This is a genomic window from Planctomonas psychrotolerans (assembly GCF_008642235.1).
Taxonomy (GTDB): Bacteria; Actinomycetota; Actinomycetes; order Actinomycetales; family Microbacteriaceae; genus Planctomonas; species Planctomonas psychrotolerans.
In genome coordinates, this window is record NZ_SJEV01000001.1 from 2,493,165 (window position 1) to 2,513,271 (window position 20,107).

The 20,107-nt window shown below is 69.9% G+C and carries 20 protein-coding genes; 11 read left to right on the forward strand and 9 right to left on the reverse strand.

Annotated elements, in window-relative coordinates; all coding sequences use genetic code 11:
- Positions 1 to 62 precede the first annotated feature (62 nt).
- Together metX and EY822_RS11520 are read right to left on the reverse strand one after the other, a co-directional pair.
- Positions 63 to 1,289 (reverse strand): homoserine O-acetyltransferase MetX, encoded by a 1,227-nt coding sequence (metX, locus tag EY822_RS11515; RefSeq protein WP_150308382.1) that lies wholly within the window; start codon positions 1,287 to 1,289, stop codon positions 63 to 65.
- A gap of 150 nt (positions 1,290 to 1,439) precedes the next feature.
- Entirely contained in the window at positions 1,440 to 2,762 is a 1,323-nt protein-coding gene (locus EY822_RS11520) for a bifunctional o-acetylhomoserine/o-acetylserine sulfhydrylase (protein ID WP_150308383.1), read from the reverse strand.
- 123 nt (positions 2,763 to 2,885) lie between these two features.
- Between EY822_RS11520 and EY822_RS11525 the strand changes: the two genes are divergently transcribed.
- Complete coding sequence (locus EY822_RS11525) at positions 2,886 to 4,067, forward strand: FAD-dependent oxidoreductase (protein ID WP_150308384.1); 1,182 nt, start codon at positions 2,886 to 2,888, stop codon at positions 4,065 to 4,067.
- On the opposite strand, the gene EY822_RS11530 is transcribed toward EY822_RS11525, so the two are convergent.
- Entirely contained in the window at positions 4,030 to 5,229 is a 1,200-nt protein-coding gene (locus EY822_RS11530; protein WP_319803483.1) for an acyltransferase family protein, read from the reverse strand. The two genes, EY822_RS11525 and EY822_RS11530, sit on opposite strands and share 38 nt — an antisense overlap.
- A gap of 61 nt (positions 5,230 to 5,290) precedes the next feature.
- On the opposite strand from EY822_RS11530, the gene EY822_RS11535 reads away from it, so the two are divergent.
- The 4 genes from EY822_RS11535 to EY822_RS11550 all read left to right on the forward strand — a co-directional run bounded on the left by EY822_RS11535 (position 5,291) and on the right by EY822_RS11550 (position 8,191).
- Complete coding sequence (locus EY822_RS11535; protein WP_150308385.1) at positions 5,291 to 6,082, forward strand: SDR family NAD(P)-dependent oxidoreductase; 792 nt, start codon at positions 5,291 to 5,293, stop codon at positions 6,080 to 6,082.
- A gap of 86 nt (positions 6,083 to 6,168) precedes the next feature.
- Positions 6,169 to 6,891: a type 1 glutamine amidotransferase family protein gene (locus EY822_RS11540; RefSeq protein WP_150308386.1), complete on the forward strand. Its 723-nt coding sequence runs from the start codon at positions 6,169 to 6,171 to the stop codon at positions 6,889 to 6,891.
- Positions 6,892 to 6,936: 45 nt separating this feature from the next.
- Positions 6,937 to 7,602, forward strand: coding sequence for a uracil-DNA glycosylase (locus tag EY822_RS11545; RefSeq protein WP_150308914.1), 666 nt, complete (start codon positions 6,937 to 6,939; stop codon positions 7,600 to 7,602).
- Positions 7,603 to 7,612: 10 nt separating this feature from the next.
- Positions 7,613 to 8,191, forward strand: a complete 579-nt coding sequence (locus tag EY822_RS11550) for a GNAT family N-acetyltransferase (RefSeq protein WP_150308387.1) — start codon at positions 7,613 to 7,615, stop codon at positions 8,189 to 8,191.
- Between the two features lie 225 nt (positions 8,192 to 8,416).
- Here the strand turns inward: EY822_RS11550 and EY822_RS11555 are convergent, their stop codons facing one another.
- From EY822_RS11555 to EY822_RS11565, 3 genes are read right to left on the reverse strand one after another with little or no spacing between them, the layout of a single operon-like run.
- Complete coding sequence (locus EY822_RS11555) at positions 8,417 to 9,214, reverse strand: hypothetical protein (RefSeq protein WP_227497236.1); 798 nt, start codon at positions 9,212 to 9,214, stop codon at positions 8,417 to 8,419.
- Positions 9,211 to 10,119 (reverse strand): ABC transporter ATP-binding protein, encoded by a 909-nt coding sequence (locus EY822_RS11560; RefSeq protein WP_150308388.1) that lies wholly within the window; start codon positions 10,117 to 10,119, stop codon positions 9,211 to 9,213. Before EY822_RS11560 ends, EY822_RS11555 begins: the two co-directional genes overlap by 4 nt.
- Positions 10,116 to 10,478 carry a GntR family transcriptional regulator gene (locus EY822_RS11565; protein ID WP_150308389.1) on the reverse strand — a complete coding sequence of 121 codons (363 nt, stop codon included), beginning with the start codon at positions 10,476 to 10,478 and terminating at the stop codon, positions 10,116 to 10,118. The genes EY822_RS11560 and EY822_RS11565 overlap by 4 nt, the downstream gene beginning before the upstream one ends.
- A 130-nt stretch (positions 10,479 to 10,608) precedes the next feature.
- On the opposite strand from EY822_RS11565, the gene EY822_RS11570 reads away from it, so the two are divergent.
- Complete coding sequence (locus EY822_RS11570; RefSeq protein ID WP_150308390.1) at positions 10,609 to 12,036, forward strand: amidase; 1,428 nt, start codon at positions 10,609 to 10,611, stop codon at positions 12,034 to 12,036.
- 19 nt (positions 12,037 to 12,055) lie between these two features.
- Here EY822_RS11570 and EY822_RS11575 read toward each other — a convergent pair whose 3' ends face one another.
- The 3 genes from EY822_RS11575 to EY822_RS11585 all read right to left on the reverse strand — a co-directional run bounded on the left by EY822_RS11575 (position 12,056) and on the right by EY822_RS11585 (position 14,672).
- Positions 12,056 to 12,679 carry a hypothetical protein gene (locus EY822_RS11575; RefSeq protein WP_150308391.1) on the reverse strand — a complete coding sequence of 208 codons (624 nt, stop codon included), beginning with the start codon at positions 12,677 to 12,679 and terminating at the stop codon, positions 12,056 to 12,058.
- A gap of 111 nt (positions 12,680 to 12,790) precedes the next feature.
- A complete protein-coding gene (locus EY822_RS11580; RefSeq protein ID WP_150308392.1) occupies positions 12,791 to 13,531 on the reverse strand; it encodes a sulfite exporter TauE/SafE family protein in 741 nt (246 codons plus the stop codon).
- A gap of 100 nt (positions 13,532 to 13,631) precedes the next feature.
- A complete protein-coding gene (locus EY822_RS11585; protein ID WP_150308393.1) occupies positions 13,632 to 14,672 on the reverse strand; it encodes an LLM class flavin-dependent oxidoreductase in 1,041 nt (346 codons plus the stop codon).
- A 118-nt stretch (positions 14,673 to 14,790) separates the two neighbouring features.
- On the opposite strand from EY822_RS11585, the gene EY822_RS11590 reads away from it, so the two are divergent.
- The 5 genes from EY822_RS11590 to EY822_RS11610 all read left to right on the forward strand — a co-directional run bounded on the left by EY822_RS11590 (position 14,791) and on the right by EY822_RS11610 (position 19,801).
- The gene (locus tag EY822_RS11590; RefSeq protein WP_150308394.1) at positions 14,791 to 15,753 is read left to right on the forward strand and encodes a siderophore-interacting protein; all 963 of its coding nucleotides are present in this window, start codon (positions 14,791 to 14,793) and stop codon (positions 15,751 to 15,753) included.
- Complete coding sequence (locus tag EY822_RS11595) at positions 15,753 to 16,823, forward strand: iron chelate uptake ABC transporter family permease subunit (protein WP_227497237.1); 1,071 nt, start codon at positions 15,753 to 15,755, stop codon at positions 16,821 to 16,823. The genes EY822_RS11590 and EY822_RS11595 overlap by 1 nt, the downstream gene beginning before the upstream one ends.
- A complete protein-coding gene (locus EY822_RS11600; protein ID WP_227497238.1) occupies positions 16,820 to 17,872 on the forward strand; it encodes a FecCD family ABC transporter permease in 1,053 nt (350 codons plus the stop codon). The genes EY822_RS11595 and EY822_RS11600 overlap by 4 nt, the downstream gene beginning before the upstream one ends.
- Positions 17,873 to 17,874: 2 nt before the next feature.
- Complete coding sequence (locus EY822_RS11605; protein ID WP_150308395.1) at positions 17,875 to 18,663, forward strand: ABC transporter ATP-binding protein; 789 nt, start codon at positions 17,875 to 17,877, stop codon at positions 18,661 to 18,663.
- A gap of 121 nt (positions 18,664 to 18,784) precedes the next feature.
- Positions 18,785 to 19,801, forward strand: a complete 1,017-nt coding sequence (locus EY822_RS11610) for an ABC transporter substrate-binding protein (RefSeq protein WP_150308396.1) — start codon at positions 18,785 to 18,787, stop codon at positions 19,799 to 19,801.
- The last annotated feature ends 306 nt before the right edge of the window (positions 19,802 to 20,107 follow it).

The window sequence follows — 20,107 nt, forward strand, 5'->3', positions numbered from 1 at the left end:
GAGCGGGTTCCTGTCGAAATACTAGGAAGGAAACGACCCGTTTGACCCCGTCACACGCGCATTCACCCCCGGACTGGGGCGCGGTCGGCGGCGAGCAGCCGGCGGACGTGCGCGCCAACGGCCTCGTCTTCGATGAGGAAGCCGTCGTGACCGAAGCGGGACGAGATGACCACGGGGTCCGGGCCGTCGATCGTCCCGGGGATGTGGCGGGCGATCTCCTGCTGGTCGGCGACCGGGAACAGTCGGTCGCTGTCGATGCCGAGCACGAGCGTGCGGGCGGTCACGGTACCGAGTGCGGCGGCGATTCCGCCGCGCTCCCGTCCGACGTCGTGCGAGTTCATCGCGTCGACGAGCCGGATGTAGCTGTTCGCGTCGAAACGCCGCGTGAATTTGTTGCCGTGGAAGTCGAGGTACGACTCCACGGCGAACCTGCCGTCGCTCCCGAGCGGACTGATCTCGCTCTGCCAGGACCGCTCGAAGCGGTCGTTCAGCTCGCTCGGGCTGCGGTAGTTGAGCAGCGCCATGCGGCGGGCCAGCGCCAGTCCCAGGTGCGGTCCCTCGCCATCCGCCGCGTCGTAGTAGTCCCCGCCGCGGAACTGCGAGTCCATGCGGATGGCCTGCGCCTGCACCGAGTTCAGCGCGATCTGGTCGGCACTGGAGCGCGGGGGCGCGGCCAGGAGTGCGAGGCGCTCCACCCGGTCGGGAGCCAGGATCGCCCACTCGAGGGCATGCATGCCGCCCATGGAACCGCCGATCACGGCGCTCCAGCGCTCGATGCCGATCGCATCCGAGAACGCCAGTTGCGCCCGCACCTGGTCGCGGATCGTGATGTAGGGGAAGCGAGGCCCCCACTCGTGCGAGTCGGGAGCGAGCGACGCCGGGCCGGTGCTTCCCTGACAGCCGCCGAGCATGTTCGGTGCGACGACGAAGTAGCGGTCGGTGTCGATGGCCTTGCCCGACCCGACCATGCCCGACCACCAGCCGGCCGTGGGCTGGCCCGGTCCCGCGTCGCCGACCAGGTGACTGTCGCCGGTCAGGGCGTGCAGCACCAGCACGGCGTTGTCCCGTTCGGGGGAGAGTGTCCCGAACGTCTCGTACGCGATCCGCGCCGACGGCAGGGAGCCGCCGCTCTCGAAGGAGAACCGGCCGAGAGGAACGAACGAGCGCGCGAACACGGGGTCGCCCTCGCGCCATGCTCCGGTCGCCGGCGGCTTGCCGAGCAGAGACCGCACCTGCGCGTCCGTGACGAAGCTCGACGGCACGGTGTCTTCGGGTATCTGCCAGTCCATGGTGGGTTAAGTGAAGCACGCACCGCGGATGGCGGATGTCGTGTTACGTCGACCCACCGACTCGCCGCCCCCGAGATGCCGGGTTCCGGTGCTCCTCGGACGACGGGGAGCCGGGACCGGGCACCTCAGCGGCGCGTCGACCGGGCGGGGCTACACGCGGGCGGCGTCCGCCGCGGCACGGGCGGCGGCGAGGCCCTTCTCGAGGTCGGCGAGGATGTCGGCGATGTTTTCGAGACCCACCGACAACCGCACGAGGCCCGGGGTGACCCCGGAGGTCAGCTGCAACTCCGGCGTGAGCTGCGAGTGCGTGGTCGACGCCGGGTGGATGACGAGGCTCCGCACGTCACCGATGTTGGCCAGGTGGCTGAAGAGGGTGAGGCTGTTCACGAATGATCGGCCCGCATCCACCCCGCCCTTCAACTCGAAGGAGAGCACGGCGCCCACGCCGCGGGGCGCGTACCGGTTGGCGGCCGCGTACCACGGGCTCGACGGCAGGCCGGCGTAGTAGACGGTGGCGATGTCGTCGTGCGCGTCGAGCCACTCCGCCACCTCCTGCGCGTTCTGCACGTGCCGCTCGATGCGCAGGCTCAGCGTTTCGATGCCCTGGATGAGCTGCCATGCACTGGCCGGTGCGATGGAGGACCCGAGGTCGCGCAGCAGCTGCACGCGCGCCTTGATGATGTACGCGATCCCGTCCCCGAGGGCCTCGGTGTAGGTGACGCCGTGGTACGACGGGTCGGGGGTGGTGAGACCCGGGAAGCGGTCCGCGTGCTTCGACCAGGGGAAGGTGCCCCCGTCGACGAGCACGCCGCCGATCACCGTCCCGTGGCCGCCGAGGAACTTCGTGGCCGAGTGCACGACGATGTCGGCACCGTGCTCGAACGGGCGGATGAGGTACGGCGTCGCGATCGTGTTGTCGACGATGAGCGGTACCCCGCTGTCGTGCGCCACGTCGGCGACGGACCGGATGTCGAGCACGTTGATGCGGGGGTTGCCGATGGTCTCCGCGAAGAACAGCTTGGTGTTCGGGCGGACCGCGCGGCGCCACTCCTCCGGGTCGTCCTGGTTCTCCACGAAGGTGGTCTCGATGCCGAGCTTCGCCAGCGTGTACTTGAAGAGGTTGTAAGTCCCGCCGTAGATCGACGACGACGACACGATGTGGTCGCCCGCCTCCGCGATGTTGAGAACGGCGAACGTCTCGGCGGCCTGGCCCGACGCCACGAGCAGGGCCGCGGTGCCGCCCTCGAGCGCGGCCACGCGCTCCTCGACCACGGCCTGCGTCGGATTCTGGATGCGGGTGTAGATGTTGCCGAACTCCGCGAGAGCGAACAGGTTCTTGGCGTGGTCCGCATCGTTGAACACGTAGGAGGTGGTCTGGTAGATCGGCGTAGCGCGCGCGTTCGTCACCGGGTCGGGTGCCGCACCCGAGTGGATCTGCTTGGTCTCGAACTGCCAGTCGGTGGTGTCGCTCATGCCGTGCTCCTCGGGTTCTCGCGGTGGATGCGGATGGGGTCTGCGGTCGACACTAGGGACGGTCGCGGAGGTGCGTCAACGGATGCCGACACACCGCGTAATCTGCCCGATATGGTGGGCGCCATGGAAGGCGGGAACCGGACCGCGATCGTGTGCGGGGCGGGCATCGCCGGTCTCACCGTGGCCCGCGAGCTCGCCGCGGCGGGATGGGTGGTGACCGTGCTCGAGCGCGCGCCGGGGCCCCGCGACCAGGGCTACATGATCGACTTCTTCGGGCCGGGATTCGACGCGGCGGAACGCATGGGCCTGCTGCCCCGCCTCCGGGACGTCGCCTACGCGTTCACGTTGCGGCTCGTGGACGAGCGGGGGCGCGAACGGGCGGCGGTGGATGTCGACCGGGTGGCCCGCGCCGCGGCGGGACGGTATGTCAGCATCATGCGTCCCGACCTCGAGAAGGCGCTCGTCGCATCCCTGCCCCCCAGCGTCCGGCTGCTCTACGGGCGGACGTTCACCGGTGTCGAGCAGGGGCGCGGGGAGGTTTCGGTGACACTCGACGACGGGGACACCCTCCGGGCGGCCGTCCTCATCGGTGCCGACGGCATCCACTCGGCGGTGCGGCGGGCGGTCTTCGGCCCGGAGTCGCAGTTCGTGCGGTTCCTCGGCTTCCACACCTTCGCGTATCTGACCGAGAGCGCATCGCTGCGGCGCCGCCTCGGCGGGGAGGCCGGCATGACCGACAGCATCGACCGCTTCGTCGGCATGTACGCGCTCCGAGACGGGCGCGTGGCCGTGGTCGGAGCGCATCGCACCCGGGTGACCGCGCGGCCCGCGGACGTCCGGACGGCGATCCTCGACGTCTACTCGGGACTCGGCTGGCTGACGCCCGAGGCGCTCGCGGCATGCCCGCCGTCGTCCGAGGTGTACTACGACACCGTCGCGCAGGTGCACATGCCCGGGTGGTGTTCGGGCCGGGTCGCGCTGGTCGGCGATGCGGGCTTCGCCGTGTCCCTGCTCGCCGGGCAGGGTGCGTCGATGGCCATCGCCGGGGGTGCGACGCTGGCATCGGCGTTGATCGCGGCACCGACGGTGGATGCGGGGTTCGCGCGCTACGAGGCGTCGATGCGCCCGCTGGTGGACGAGGTGCAGAGCGCCGGGCGCAGAGCCGCGGGCACGTTCGTGCCCGCCACCGTCCGAGCCCGGTACCTCCGCCGACTCGCCTTCCGGATGCTGAACCAGCCGGTCATCGGGCGCATCCTCGGCGCGAGAATCACCGGTCGGACCCCGAGATTCCGGCCGAACGCCTAGGGCGTCGTGCCCCGGTCGGGTCCGTGCGGTGGGGCTTCGCCGACCCGTCGTCCGGGTCGAGGAACAGGAAGGATGGTCGCGGTTCGATCAACGGCCGGAAGATGCGGCGCACCCACGAGCTCGACAGCACGATGGCGATGCCGGTGCTGGCGAGGATCATGCTGAGCAACGACACCCAGTCCGAGTTCTCCCCGCGCAGCACGCTCGACTCCCGGATCGGGTAGAGCACGAAGCTGTGCAGCAGGTAGACGTACATGGTCGACTGGCCGAACGCGGTGAGCGGGTTCGATGACCGAGGCACCAGCGCGAAGAACGCGAAACTCAGCAGCACGGCGAGAGCGATGACGCCGAGGCGGATCAGTCCGGCGAACCACTGGTCGGAGCCGAGGCCGTCGTAGGGACGGTCGTAGAAGAACCAGTATCGGAGGTCGATCTCGCGCCAGAGCGCGATGAACGCCCACACCACCCCACCCCAGACCGCGAAGGTGGCGACGGCCGCTCCACGCACCCACCACACCGCTCGCTCGGCGAAGCGCCAGCGCTCCACGAGCTTCCACTCGTTGAGCTTCCAGCCCAGCACGAAGAAGGGCAGGATGCCGATGGTGCGCGAGAGGGAGAAGGTGTTGTCCACGTTGTCGAGGTACCCGACGCCGACCGACAGGGCGATCGCCCACAGCAGCGGCCAGCGCAGAAGCGCGAGATACGGCAGCACCAGCCGGAAGATGCCGAGCGCCAGCAGGAACCACAGCGTCCACGACGGCCGGGTCGGGTTGACGTCGGCCTCGCCCTCGACCAGCCACTTCACCACTGTCCAGATCGTCTCCATGATGAAGTACGGCAGAAGGATGTCGGTGAGCACCCGCTTCATCGCGCGGTTGGTCGGCGGGCCGGACTTGGTGAAGTACCCGCTGATGATGGCGAACGCCGGCATGTGGAAGGCGTAGAAGAGCAGGTAGACGGCCAGGGCGATGTTCGAGTCGATGGTCTGGCGTTGGATCCCGTGCCCGATGACCACGAGCAGCACGCAGAGGAAGCGGGCGTTGTCCCAGAAGGGCACCCGCACCCGGTCCTTTGGCGGTTTGGCGAGCCCGTCGGGCGGGACGGGGGTACCCGCGGCCACGACCGGAACCGCCTTCACGTCCGATCCGGTCGATTCGCTCACCCGGCAAGCCTAGGCTCTGGCCGCTACGGTGGTGATTTCGGCAGCGTGCGAGGAGAAGTCCATGGGAAATAGCAGGAGGGTCGTCGTCACCGGCGCGAGCTCGGGCATCGGTGCGGCCACCGTTCGACTGTTCCGATCGCGAGGCTGGGATGTCGTGGGAGTCGCCCGGCGAGCCGACCGGCTCGAGGCGCTCGCCGACGAGACCGGAGCCGAGTACTTCGTGGCCGACCTGACCGTCCAGGCCGAGGTGGACGCCCTGCGGGATCACCTCGCGTCGACCGGTGCCGTGCACGCTCTCGTGAACAACGCGGGAGGCGCGTTCGGCCTCGACTCCGTGGAGAACGGCAGCGTCGACGACTGGCAGCGCATGTTCGACGTGAACGTGCTCGCGGTCAAGCGCGTGACCAGCGCGGTGCTGCCGCTGCTCCGTGCGGCGGCGGCGGACGGGGGCCACGCCGACATCCTCACCGTCACGTCGATCGCCGGGCATGTGGCCTACGAGGGTGGTGGGGGGTACAACGCCGCCAAGTTCGCGGCGCACGCCCTCGTGGCGGTGCTGCGGCTCGAGCTGAACGGAGAGCCGATCCGGGTGCTCGAGGTGGCGCCGGGACAGGTGCACACCGAGGAGTTCTCGCTCGTGCGCTTCGGCGGTGACCGCGAGCGGGCGGACGCCGTGTACCGCGACGTGCCCGACCCGCTCTCGGCCGAGGACGTCGCCGAGGCGATCGTGCACGCGATCGAGCTTCCCGCGCATGTGAACCTCGACCTCGTGACGATCAAGCCGGTGGCGCAGGCCGCACCGCACAAGCTCGCGAAGGGCGCGCTCGTGCCGCGGGACTCCGCCGCGAGCTGACCCCCGAGGCGGGGTTGCCGCGCCGTCACGGGCCACGCGGGCCGGAGGCACCGCCTCACCGGGCATCCGTTCGCTAGGGTCGAACGGTGAGCGTGCATTTGGTGGGTGGTGGCAGGAACGCGACGGTCTACGCGGACTTCGTGGCGGAGGCGGTAGACCGGGCGACGAGCGTCGGACGGGAGGGACCGGCTCGCATCGCGGTCGTGCTCGTGCACGACGGCGGCGGTGCGGAATTCTTCGACTGGTTCGCCGGCGCTCTGACCGGCTCGTCCGCCGCCGACGTGGAGTGCGTCCCGGTGCTGCTCGCCGAGGGCGACACCCTCGACCCCACCGCGCTCGCCGACACCGACGGCCTCCTGGTCGGCGGGGGACTCACGCCGGCCTACCGGTCAGGGCTCGCGCCCGCCTTCGGGGAGATCCGGCGCCTCGTGGCGTCCGGTGTGCCCTATTGCGGGATGTCGGCCGGAGCGGCGATCGCGGCCGAGCGCGCCATCGTGGGCGGCTGGCGCATCGGCGGCGTGGTCGTGTGCCCGGAGGAGACGGCGGAGGACCTGGACGAGGTGACCGTCGAGCAGGGCATCGGCCTGGTCGACGTGAGCATCGACGTGCATGCCGCCCAGTGGGGAACACTGACGCGGCTCATCGCGTCCACCGAAGCGGGCATCGTGCCCGGGGGCCTCGGCATCGACGAAGACACCGTGGTCATCGTGGGAGCGGGAGCGCTGCGGGTCGTCGGCGCGGGCAGTGCCTGGTCCGTCGTCCCGACGGAGACGGGCGTGAGCGTCAGTTCCGCCGCGGCGGGCGGATAGCACGTGGGGCCCGCATCGCTCGCCCAGTTGGCGGCGGATGGTCGAATGGATCCGGGCTGGGCGCGCGCCCTCGAACCGGCCTCCGGCACCATAGCCGCGCTCGGCGACTACCTCCGCGGCGAGGTCGCCGAGGGACGCGGGTACCTCCCCGCTGGGCCACGGGTGCTCCGCGCCTTCTCCTACCCGCTCGACCGGGTGAAGGTGCTCGTGCTCGGGCAGGACCCGTACCCCACTCCCGGCCACTCCATCGGGCTCGCATTCGCGGTCGACCGCGCCGTGCGCCCCCTGCCGCGCAGTCTCGCGAACATCTACCGCGAACTGCAGGACGACCTGGGGGTGCCCGCGCCGCAGCACGGGGACCTCACCGCGTGGAGCGAGCAGGGGGTGCTGCTGCTCAACCGGGTGCTCACCGTGGAGCCGGGAGCGTCGGGGTCGCATCGCGGCAAAGGCTGGGAGACCGTCACCGAACTCGCCATCCGCGCGCTCGTTGCACGCCGACAGCCTCTCGTCGCAATCCTCTGGGGACGGGACGCGGCGAAGCTGCGACCGCTTCTCGGCGACACCCCGGTGATCGAGACCGCGCATCCGAGCCCGCTGTCGGCCAGCCGGGGATTCTTCGGGTCCCGTCCGTTCAGCCGGGTGAACGCCGCCCTGGTGGAGCAGGGCGCGGAGCCGATCGACTGGACGCTGAGCGAGCCGGGCGACAACTAGAATCCCGATCATGCTGGAAGAGGAATACCAGGTGCGCCGCACGTTGCCCCGGCACCTGCGACCGCAGCCGGAACCCGAGCCGGACTTCGCGTTCACCATCCGCGACGCGGCGCGGGCGGACCTGCCGGACATCCGGGAGATCTACAACCTCTACGTGGCCAACAGCACGGTCACCTTCGACGAAGACCCCATGACGCTCGCCGCGTGGCGCAGCAAGTTCGACTACCTGCAGAAGCTCAACATGCCGTTCCTCGTCGCGGTGTCTCCCCGAGGCCAGGTGCTCGGCTATGCACTCGTCACGCCGTGGGCGCAGAAGAAGGCGTACCGCTTCACCGTCGAGAACTCCATCTACCTGAGCCCGGCGGCCACCGGCAAGGGCCTCGGTCAGGCGCTGATGACGGAGCTGATCGTGCGGGCCAAGCAGGCGGGCCTCAAGGAGATCATCGCGGTGATCGCCGATCGCGGCGCCGAGGCGTCGATCCGCATGCACGAGCACTTCGGCTTCCGGGAGATCGGCCGGATGGGCCGGGTCGGGTTCAAGTTCGACCGCTGGCTCGGCACCATCATGATGCAGAAGTCGCTCAAGTAGCCATTTCCGCACTCAGGTAACAATTGGCTGGGAGACTGCACCGGTCGGCGCATGCCCGGGTGCCCGTCGTTAGCGTGGAGACAACGTCCCAGGTCGACGCTCCTCGAAGTCGAGGTTCCGATCCAGGATGATGTACTGAAACACAAATCGAGGCCGGCTGACCGCTTTTCATTCGAGCGGATGCCGGCCTCGTCCAGTTCTTGACTGGATCAGTTCTGCACTGAATCAGTTCTTCGGCGTCGCCCGCCGGAGGACGAAGAACCCGGTGACGGCGGCGACCGCCGTGGGGACGAGCGACCAGCTGGCGACCCCCACCACGCCGTTCGTGGAGAACCAGTTCCCGACAGCGGGCCAGCTGTCCGTGTAGGTGACGAGGGCGGCCAGTCCGACCACGAGGATGAGCGACACCACCCAGAACACGATCATGCCGTTCATGCGCCAGCGCATGTAGATGGTGGCCACCGCGGCTCCGATGAAGAAGAAGAACAGCAGGCCCGCGAAGGGGATCCACAGTCGCGGAGCCACCTCTCCGTTGCCGAAGTAGATGCTCGTGAACATGTGACCGCCGAGGCCCCAGCCATTCGTGGCCTCCTCGAGGAGGGACAGCGCGGCGAGCACGATCGACCAGGCGAGCGCCAGCAGCACGAACAGCAGCGATGTGCCGAGGTAGTAGTCGCGCCGCGTCACGCTGTACCCCAGCGCGAACGGGAACGTGACCGTGATCGCCTGCACGGCCACCACCATCATGTAGACGAAGATGAACAGCGCGGCCCCGCTGTACTGGGTGCCCTCGATCGCCTCGGGTGCGTCGGCGCCCGCTGCGCGGGTGATGATGACCCAGATGGCGAGGTTGGCCAGGAAGATGACGCCCAGGATGATTCCGGGCGTGACCAGCATCGCCCAGGTGTTGGTGAGATGCAGCCGGACGACGTTCCACACGCGGCTCATCGGATGTCCTTTCGACAGGCGCGCCGGAGCGCGGGAGGGGGAGGGGGTGACGGGGAGGCCGGTCACGGCGGTCATGCGCTCACCTCGAATGCTGCCGAGCCCGCGTGCGTGCGGTGCACGACCAGTTGCTGGAGCGACACGGGGGACAGTTCGAGCCCGGCTTCCAGAGCGGCGCGCCGTTCGGCGTCGTCGAGTCGACCGACGGTGACGGAGGCGAGGCCGCCGACGCCGTCGCGATGGAGCACTTCGCGGTCGGCGACGAACGCATCCACCACCCGGCGCATCCCGACGACCGTGGTGGCGGAGCCGCGCAGGTCGTCGGCGGCCGAGTCGATCAGGATGCGACCCTCGTCGATGACGATGACGTGCTCGAGGAGGTTCGCCACCTCGTCGATGAGGTGCGTGGACAGCACGACGGTTCGCGGGTGATCCGCGTAGTCCTCCAGCAGCCGGTCGTAGAACGTCTGCCGGGCGACCGCGTCGAGTCCGAGGTACGGCTCGTCGAAGAAGGTGAGCGGCGCCCGGGAGGCGAGGCCCACGATCACACCGATGGCGGACAGTTGGCCCCGGGACAGCTTCTTGATGGGTCGACGCGTCGGCAGCCGGAAGTCGGCGATGAGGCGCTCGGCGAAGTCGGCGTCCCAGTTCTCGAAGAAGTGGGGAGCGCTCGCGAACACGTGCTTGACGCGCCAGTCCTCCGGGTACTTCTGGCTCTCCTTGATGAAGCACACGTGGCGCAGTACGCCGGCGTTCTCCATCGGTGTCTCGCCGAACACCCGCACGTCGCCGTGCGTGGGGAAGTCCTGCGCGGTGATGAGCTGCATCAGCGTGGTCTTCCCCGCGCCGTTGCGGCCGAGGAGACCGTGGATCTTGTCGCGGGTGATGGTGACGTCGACCGAGTCGAGTGCCGTGAACGAGCCGAAGCGCTTGGTGAGGCCGCTCACGTGCACCACGGCGTCCGGCGCGATGGGGTGCGTCATGGCTGTGTTCCTTCCGTGCGGATCATGTCTGTCAGTTGGTCGGTGGTGATGCTGAGCTTCGCCGCTTCGGCGAGCAGGGGTTCGAGGTACTCGGCACGGAACTCACCGCGCCGCTTGGCGAGCAGACGCTCGCGCGCGCCGGCGGCGACGAACATTCCGATGCCGCGCTTCTTGTAGAGCGTCCCGTCCTCCACCAGCCGGTTGACGCCCTTGCCTGCGGTAGCCGGATTGATGCGGTAGAACGCAGCGAACTCGTTCGTGGACGGAACCTGGGTCTCCTCCTCGATGGCGCCGTCGATGACGTCGTTCTCGATCTGTTCGGCGATCTGGACGAAGATCGGCTTGCCTTCTTCGATCACGGAGGCCTCCTCTGCGGTGCCCGTTGGGGCCCGAGCCGGTGGCGGGCTCGGTGGTTAGTTACAGGAGTAGTTAACCAACCCACGCGAGAGGTGTCAAGGCTTCCCTGCGACGAAGTCGTAGGCTCGACGGATGTTCGAATTGCACCACCTGAGCGCCCAGGAGCAGTGGGACTGGCTGCAACGCGGCGAGGTGTCTCCCGAGGAGCTCGTTCAGCACTACCTGCAACGGATCGCACGTCTGGACGGTGATCTCGGCGCCTTCCTCACGGTGACGGCCGACGCCGCTCTGCAGCGCGCCCGGGACCTGCCGGCGTCGTCGTCCCGCACGGCGGTGCTCTGGGGTCTTCCCTTCGCTGACAAGGACCTGACGCGCCGCGCCGGCGTGCGCACGACATTCGGCTCGCGGCTGTTCGAGAGCTTCGTCCCCGACGACAGCGACGAGCTTGCAATGGTGCTCGACGGGGCCGGAGCGGTCAGCCTCGGCAAGACCAACGTCCCCGAGTTCGGACTGCCGTCGTACACGGAGAATCTTGTCGCCCCGCCGGCGCGGAATCCGTACGACCGGACGCGCGGCGCGGGGGGCTCGAGCGGCGGCGCGGCCGTCGCGGTGGCCGCTGGCCTGCTGCCCTTCGCCCCCGGGTCGGATGGCGGAGGGTCGGTACGCATCCCCGCCGCGGCGACCGGGCTCGTGGGCCTCAAGCCGACGCGCGGGCTCATCCCGGCCGGTACCGGCATCGACAAGCTCGGCGGACTGGTGGTGCCGGGGCCGCTCGCCCGCACGGTGGCGGACGCGGCGATGCTGCTCGAGGGGATGCTGGGCCGGGTCAACGGACGCGTGCCGCATCCCTTCACGTTGCGCGCTCCCGAAGACCGCTCCGGTTCCCTGCTCGGATCCGCGGTGCGCGGCGAGGGGCGGTACTCGCTCGGAGTCATGACCACGTCGCCCTGGGACGACGCCTACGACATCGCGCTGTCGGCCGACGCGCTCGCCGCACTCGACACCGCTGTGTCCGAGTTCGCCGCGATGGGCCACGGGATGGAACAGGTCGCCCTGCGACCCGACGACACCTACGCGCCGGCGTTCCGCACCCTCTGGCAGGCCGGAGCCGCGGGCATCCCGGCCGAGGGCCAGGAGCTCGAGCGGCTGGAACCGCTCACCCGCTGGCTGGTGCGGCGCGGGCGGGAGCTCTCCGCGCGGCAGCTCGCCGAGGCGCTCGCCGCGCTGACCGCGTACGAGCGCAGCGTGCTCGGCCAGTTCGCCCACGTCGACGCCGTGCTCACGCCCGCGCTCGCTCTTCCGCCCCGGCCGATCGGCTGGTACGACGCGGAGGACGCGGAACGGAACTTCGCGCAGCAGGTGCAGTACACGCCCTTCACGTCGTTCGCCAATGTGACCGGCCTTCCGGCGATCAGTCTGCCGGTATCGGTGACCGAGGACGGCCTGCCCATGGGCGTGCAGCTGGTGGGTCGCCCCGGCGGAGAGGCGACACTTCTCTCGCTCGGCGCGCAACTCGAGCGGCGCCTGCGCTGGCAGCGGCGGCATCCGCCCGTCTGGTGATGCTCAGCCCGCCCGCGGCTCAGTCGATGAGCTCAGCACGCACCCGGTCGCGCCACTCCTGGTGGAGACCGTAGTACCAGGCGTCCGGGGTGATCACGTAGGCCTCGTCGTAGCCGAGCACGTTGCCGGCGGGCTCGCGGTAGACCGTGTCGGCACCCTCGGCCGTTGGGGCAAATCCCCGGGCCTCGAGTTCGGCGCGGGCCTCGGCCGCCTGCGCCTCGGTGAGCGGCGAATAGGCGCGCACGTCCACATTGTCGGTTCTCTCGTAGCCCCAGAGGCAGGCGAGTCCGCCGAAGCGGAAGAACAGCCGAAGCGGGCTGTTCTCCTCCTCCACCTTCTGCTGATAGTCGTCGAGCAGGGTGACGCCCTCGGGGAGCGGGCGCGAGCGCTCCTCGTCGGAGAGCAGCGCGTCGCAAGTGAGCGCCGCGGCCGGGTCGCCGGTCGGGGTGGCGCTCGGCTCGGTGGGTTCCGGTGCGGGCGTCGGTTCGGGGGTGGCGGTCGGGGTGCTCGGGGCGGCCGTCGGGGTGGGGGCGGCGTCGGTGGTCGGGGGAGGCGTCGTGTCGCCGTCGCTCGTGCATCCGGTGAGCAGGAGACCGGCGAGGATGGCGAGAGTCGGGACCGGAAGGGATGCGGAGCGGGTCATGAGATGTCTTTCGGGAAGTCGGCGGGGGCGCACTCAGGTTACTGTCGGCGGACGCGCCGATCGCCCGCGCGGAGGCACCGTTACCGGATCGTTCACCGGGCCGATCCGAGGTCAGCCGGTCAGCCCCAGTGTGCCGTTGACGATGGCGGCGACGGCGCCGGCGAACGCGATGACGAGCACCGCGCCCCGGGCTCTGCGCGCGCTCACCCGCTTAGCGACGAGCTCGCCCACGGTGATGCCGGCGAAGAGCGCCGCGATGATGCTCAGCCACATCCACGCCTCCAGCTCGGGCCACGACCCCGGCGCCACCAGGAGCTTGGTCAGGAGCGACAGGCTCGCGATGGTGAAGAAGTACGGCTGCAGCGTGGCGGCGAACGCGGCCTGCGGCCATCGGCTGATCACGGCGTAGATGCTGACCGCCGGTCCGCCGATGCCGGCGGCGGCGTTCATGAACCCGGAGCTCGCGCCGAGGGCGGCGAGCAGTCCGCGCCCGTCGGCCACCACGCTCGCCCGGCTGAGGAGCAGCGACGTGCTGAGGGCGAGCAGGAGCAGCACGCCGATGCCGATCTCCAGGGCGGCGTCGGGCAGGACGGCGGCGAGGATGCCGCCCGGCACGATGCCGACCATCGCCGACACGGCGAGCCAGCGGAACCGCCACCAGTCGACCGAGCGCCAGACGCGCGAGAGGATCAGACCGGACGACACCGCGCCGCAGAGGTTAACGATCATCACGCCGTCGAAGGGGCCGAGCAGCACGACCAGCAGCGGCGCCACGATGAGCGCGAACCCCATGCCGGTGACCCGCTGGGTGATCGCGCCCAGGAGTACCGACGCGAGCACGAAGCCGAACACGGTCCCTCAGCGGGTCGCGCGGTGGAGGGCGGGCATTGGTCCATTGTGGACCAGCGGCACCCGATCCCCGGACGACCGGCCGCCCGGATCTGCGCCGCCGTTACGCCGGCGCGCCCACCTCGCGATTCACCTGGGGGAGTACCTCCGTCGCGAAGAGCTCGATCGACTCGAGCATCAGGTGCTGGGGCACGCCGGACCAGTCCATCTGCAGACCGTGGCGCGCGTTGCCCATGTGCTCGTGCAGGGCGAGGATGCGGTCGGCGACCTCGTTGGGACTGCCGGCGAAGATCGCACCGCGGGGTGCGGTCATCTCGTCGTAGGTGATCCGGTTCGGCGTGGGGAATCCGCGTTCGGCGGAGATGCGCTTCATCGAGTCGATCCAGTACGGGTAGAACGTCTCCTTGGCCTTCCGCGAATCCTTGCCGATGAAACCGGGCCCGGCGACCGCGACTTTCAGCGCGGAGGAATCGTGCCCACTCTGCTCGGCGGCGCGACGGTAGAGATCGGCGAGCGGGGCGAAGCGCTCGGGAAGGCCGCCGATGATCGCGTAGCTGATCGGCAGGCCGAGCACCCCGGCGCGGATGGACGACTCGGGATTCCCACCCGTGGCGATCCAGATGTCGAGGGACTCGTTCTTCGGGCGCGGAAGGATGTGGGCGTTGTCGAGCGGTGCCCGGAATCGACCCTGCCAGGTGACGTGCTCGTCGGCGTTGATGCGCAGCAGCAGGTCGAGCTTCTCCTCGTACAGTGCGTCGTAGTCGGCGAGATCCGCCCCGAACAGCGGGAAGGACTCGATGAAGGATCCCCGGCCGGCGACCAGCTCGGCGCGACCGTGGCTCAGCAGGTCGATGGTTGCGAACTGCTGGAAGACCCGCACCGGGTCCTCCGTGCTCAGCACGGTGACCGCGCTGCCCAGCCGGATGTTGGTGGTCACGGTCGCTGCGGCGGCGAGCACGGTGGCCGGTGCCGAGATGGCGTAATCGGGCCGGTGGTGCTCGCCCAGTCCGAAGTAGTGCAGGCCGAGTTCGTCGGCGAGGCGGATGCGCTCAATCGTGTGCGCGAGTTGTTGCTCGGGGGAGATGCGTTCGCCCGACAGCGGGTCCGGGTGGATGTCGCCGAAGCTGTAGATGCCAAGTTCCATGTTTATGTATACATCACGGGAGCGCGGATCATTCCCGACGCGTCACGGGAGCACGGCTCGTCAGCGCTTCCGGGATGCATTCCGCAGCTTCTGAGGTTAGGCATGCCATACTTAGGCGATGCTTACCTCGATCGCCGCGCCCGCCCCTGTGCGTTCCCCGAGGCCGGCGTATCGCCCGTTCGAGGTGTCGGTCGCCCGTGTCACGAGACTCAGCCGCAACTTCCTGCGCATCACCTTCGTCGGGGACGACCTCGATCAGTTCGGCGCCGACTGTCTCGACCAGAGGATCAAGGTGGTGCTCCCGCTTGAGGGGCACGGCTTCTCCGACCTGAGCGGCGACGACGGCGGCGCGGACTGGTACACCCGCTGGCGCGCACTGCCCGACGCGGAGCGGAACCCTCTCCGCACCTACACCTCACGGGCGGTGCGGCCTGCGGTGCGGGAGGTCGACATCGACTTCGTCTGCCACGGCGACACCGGACCGGCCACGCGCTGGGCATCCACCGCGCGCGTCGGCGACCCGTTGATGCTCATCGGACCCGATGCCCTCTCCGAGACGCGCGGAGCGGGTATCGAGTGGCGTCCGGGCGCGGCGGAACTGCTCCTCCTCGCCGGTGACGAGACCGCGGCGCCCGCCATCTGCGGCATCCTCGAGTCCCTTCCGGCAACGGCCCGGGGTTCCGCATTCCTCGAGGTGCCCTCCTCCGACGACGTTCTGCACGTGCGTCTCCCGATCGGCATGACGCTCACCTGGTTGCCGCGAAACGGGGCGCCGCACGGCTCCCTGCTCGCGGACGCGCTCCGCTGCTGGGCCGACACCTCCGGTGTCGCGGAGCGGGGCACGCGCCGTTCGGCGGTCGAGCGCCCGAGCACGGTCGACGCCGATGCTCCGGAACTCAACGCCGATGCGCCGCTATGGGAGACCCCCGCCCGCACGCCCGGCTCGTCGCTGTACGCCTGGCTCGCCGGTGAGGCCGAGTGCATCAAGCGCCTCCGCCGATTCCTGGTGAGCGAGATCGGCCTCGATCGGTCGCAGGTGGCGTTCATGGGGTACTGGCGCGCGGGTCGCGCCGAGAACTAGTGAGCGGTTCGCTCGACAGCGTCCGCCTCCGAACACCCGCAGCGGCGGTCAAGAGCGGCCGCTGGGGCATCCTGCATTCCACGCGGTCGCGCAGTCTGCTGCTCGTGGCGACCTGCGTCGCGCTCCTCCTGCTCTCCGGCGGGAGCATGTTCGTCGGCTCCGGCTCCATCGCACCGGACGCGGTGATCGGGGCGCTGATGTCCGGCGGGAGCGACACGGACTCCATCCTCGTGACCGACTACCGCGTGCCCCGAACGCTTCTCGGGGTGGTCGTCGGGGTCGCGCTGGGGCTCGCCGGTGCGCTCATGCAGGCGATCACCCGCAATCCGCTGGCCGATCCCGGCATCCTCGGCGTCAATTCCGGCGCGTACTTCGCGGTCGTACTCGGCATCACCGTGTTCGGGGCGAGCGGCGTCACCAGCTACGTGTGGTGGGCGTTCGCGGGCGCGATCCTCACCACCGTCGCCGTGTTCCTCGTCGGGTCGCGCGGGCGGGCGGGCGCGACCCCCGTGCGTCTGGTGCTGGCCGGCGTCGCGATCGGCGCCGTTCTCAGCGGGATCAGCCTCGGTATCACGCTGCTCAATCCCGACACGTTCGACCGGATCCGGTTCTGGTCCGTCGGCTCGCTGCAGAGCCGGCAGATCGACATCCTCTGGGGAGTCCTGCCGTTCATCGTGCTGGGCACGCTCGTGGCGTTGGTGCTGTCGCGCACCCTGAACGTGGTGGCGCTCGGCGACGACCTCGCGAAGAGCCTCGGCGCCCACGTGATGCGCACCCGGGTGTTCGGACTCGTCGCCATCACCCTGCTCTGCGGAGCCGCGACCGCGGCCGTCGGCCCCATCAGCTTCCTGGGTCTCATGGCGCCCTACGTGGCGCGAGCGATGTTCGGTCCGGACCAGCGCTGGGTGGTGCCGTTCACCCTGGTGATCGCGCCCGTCATCTTCCTGGGCGCCGACATGCTGGGTCGCGTGGCCGTGAGTTCCGAGCTGCCGGTGGGCATCGTCACGGCGTTCGTCGGTGCGCCGATCCTCATCGTGATCATCCGCCGCAAGCAGGCGAGACCGCTGTGAGCGCGGTGATCCTTCCGGCCGGCACCCGCGTGCTCCGCCTGGCGGGCGGCAGGCTCAGTCTGCGCGTCGATCGCCGTGGCACCGTCGTGGTGCTGGCCCTGACCGGGTTCGTGCTCGGTCTCGCCGCGCTCGCGGTGACGCTCGGCGAGTATCCGCTGACCCTCGGCCAGATCGTCGGCGCCTTCGCGGGCACGGAGTCCGACGGCGTCCGGCGCATCGTGGTGGACGGACGCTTGCCGCGCATCGTGATGGCGGCGGTCGCCGGTGCCGCCCTCGCACTGAGCGGCGCCATCTTCCAGTCGATGACGCGGAACCCGCTCGGCAGTCCCGACATCATCGGCTTCACCACCGGCGCCTACACCGGTGCGCTGCTGGTGACGCTCGTGGTCGGCGGGAACTACATCGCTCAGGCGTGGGGCGCCCTCGCCGGGGGACTGGCGGCCGCGATCCTCGTCTACGTGCTGGCCTACACCCGCGGTGTGCAGGGCTTCCGCCTCATCGTGGTCGGCATCGCCGTGAGCGCGATGCTGCACGCGGTGAACGGCTGGTTGATCCTCCGCGCCCGCCTCGAGGAGGCGCTCGCGGCGGCCACCTGGGGGGCGGGTTCCTTCAACGAGGTGGGCTGGCGCGAGACCGTGCCGGTTCTCGTGGCCGTGGCCGTGCTGGTGCCCCTGCTCGTGGTCTTCGCCCGACCGCTGGCATTGCTCGAGATGGGCGACGACGCGGCACGGAGCCTCGGGGTCCGACCCGAGGTGACCCGCGGCATCCTGCTCGTCGTGGGCGTGGCCCTCGTGGCGGCGATCACCGCTGCGGCCGGACCCATCTCGTTCGTCGCACTGGCGGCGCCGCAATTGGCTCGGCGGCTCGCCCGTTCCGCCGGGGTGTCGCTGCTGCCGTCGGCCGCCATGGGAGCCGCCCTGCTGCTCGCGAGCGACGTGCTCGCGCAGCGCCTGCTCGCCCCCACCCAGCTCCCGGTCGGGGTGATCACGGTGTGCGTCGGCGGTGTGTACCTCGTGGCGCTGCTCATCAGTCAGGCGAGGAGACAGTGACCGTGCATTCGAGACTCACCGGGTGGGCGCTCCAGGTCGGCTACGACCAACGGACCGTGCTGCACCAGCTCGACGTCGACATCCCCGACGGCGCATTCACCGTGATCGTCGGGCCGAACGCGTGCGGGAAGTCCACTCTGCTGCGCTCGCTCGCCCGCCTGTTGAAGCCGTCGGAGGGCGCGGTACTGCTCGACGGACGGGCGATCAGTTCCTATTCGGCCAAGGAGGTCGCGCGCATCGTCGGTCTGCTGCCGCAGTCGTCCACCGCTCCGGATGGGATCACGGTCGTCGACCTCGTGTCGCGGGGCCGGTTCCCGCACCAGAAGCTCCTGCGGCAGTGGTCGGAGGTCGATGAGCGCGCCGTGCGCGACGCCATGGCCGCGACGAGTGTCACCGACCTCGCCACCTGGCCGGTCGACGAGCTCTCCGGGGGGCAGCGGCAGCGGGTGTGGGTGGCGATGGCGCTCGCTCAGCAGACTCCGCTGCTGCTGCTCGACGAGCCCACCACCTTCCTCGATATCGCCCACCAGGTGGAACTGCTCGACCTGTTCGGGCGACTGAACCGCGACTCGGGACGCACCCTCGTGGCCGTGCTGCACGACCTCAATCAGGCATCCCGGTACGCCGACAACCTTCTCGCGATGAAGGACGGACGCGTGGTGGCCCAGGGCGCCCCGCGGGACATCGTGACCGAAGACCTCGTGTACGAGGTCTTCGGGTTGCGCGCCCGGATCATCCCGGACCCGGAGTCCGGGACGCCCCTCGTCATCCCGCTGCTCGGCGCGCACTGAGCGCCTGGGCGCATACCGGCTCCGGTCGTGAGCGATAACCCGGTCGCTTAGGCTAGCCTTACCTAAACAGCAATCCACCGAGTGTCCCTTTCCACAACGCTCCGATGAGAAAGTTCTCCCCATGCTCCGTACCGGCCTCCGTGCCTTCGCGCCCGTCGTCGCCCTGTCCACCCTCGTCGTCCTCGGCGGCTGCTCGTCGCCCGCGGGCGAGGAGGCGACGACCGACGAGCGCGCGCCGCTCGCCACCGTCGACACCATGTTCGGCGAGATCGAGGTGCCCGCGCCCGAGGGCGGCCTCCGCGTCGTGGCGCTCGGCTGGTCCGATGCCGAGATGGCGCTCGCGCTCGGTGTGACCCCCATCGCCGTCTTCGACTGGCAGAGCTTCGGCGCCGAGAACAAGGGCGTGGGACCGTGGGCGACCGACCTCTTCGGGGACGAGACCCCCGAAATCCTCGAGCGGGCCGACGAGTCGCTGAACTACGAGCAGCTCGAGGTGCTCGACCCCGACCTGATCCTCAACACCCGCAGCGGCAATGACGAGCAGGAATTCGAGCGTCTCAATGAGATCGCGCCGACCGTTTACGCTCCCGAGGGGACCGCGCCGTTCGCCACATCGTGGGATGTGCAGATGGCCACCGTCGCCGAGGCGCTCGGTCAGGGCGACGAGGGAGCCGAGCTGATCGAGGCGACCGAGGCCGCCATCGCTACGGCAGCGGAGGAGCACCCGGAGTTCGAGGGACTCACCACGGCCGCGGGTACCAAGTTCGCCGACGCCTACGGCGCCTACCTGCCGGGCGACGGCCGGTTCGACATCCTCGCCGATCTCGGTTTCGTCAACAACCCCGCGATCACCGAGCTCGAGCCGAGCGGCTTCTACGCGGCGGTGTCGGCCGAGCAGGTGAGCGTGCTCGACGCGGACGTGCCGGTGATCTACCCGATCGGGTTCACCCTCGACGAGACGCAGTCCGACCCGCTGCTCGCCAGCCTGTCGGCGGTGCAGGACGGTCGCGCCGTGTTCCTCGACCCCGACGCAGACCTGTCCGGTGCGTACGCTGCCGCCAGCACGCTGAGCATCGAGGTCGTGCTCGAGGAGCTCGTGCCCATGCTCGCCGACGCGGCCGCCAAGGTCGCCCCCTAGTCGCACCCGGTCCCCGGGCCCGACTCCACGGTCCCTGGGCCTGCACCCCCGGTCCCTGAGCCTGACTCCACGGTCCCGAGCCCGTCGAAGGGACGGCACGGCCCCACGGTCCCTGAGCCTGTCGAAGGGACGCGCCGCCCCCGGTCCCTGAGCCTGTCGAAGGGACGTGACTCGGAGCGTCCGCCGCGTCCGCCGCGACCGCCGCGGTTCCGATCAGGCGCCCCGCTTGTGACGCCTGCCGCCGCCGTTTCGGTCAATCGCTAGCGCTGATGCGGGGGCGATTGACTGATTCGGTGGCGGAAGCGG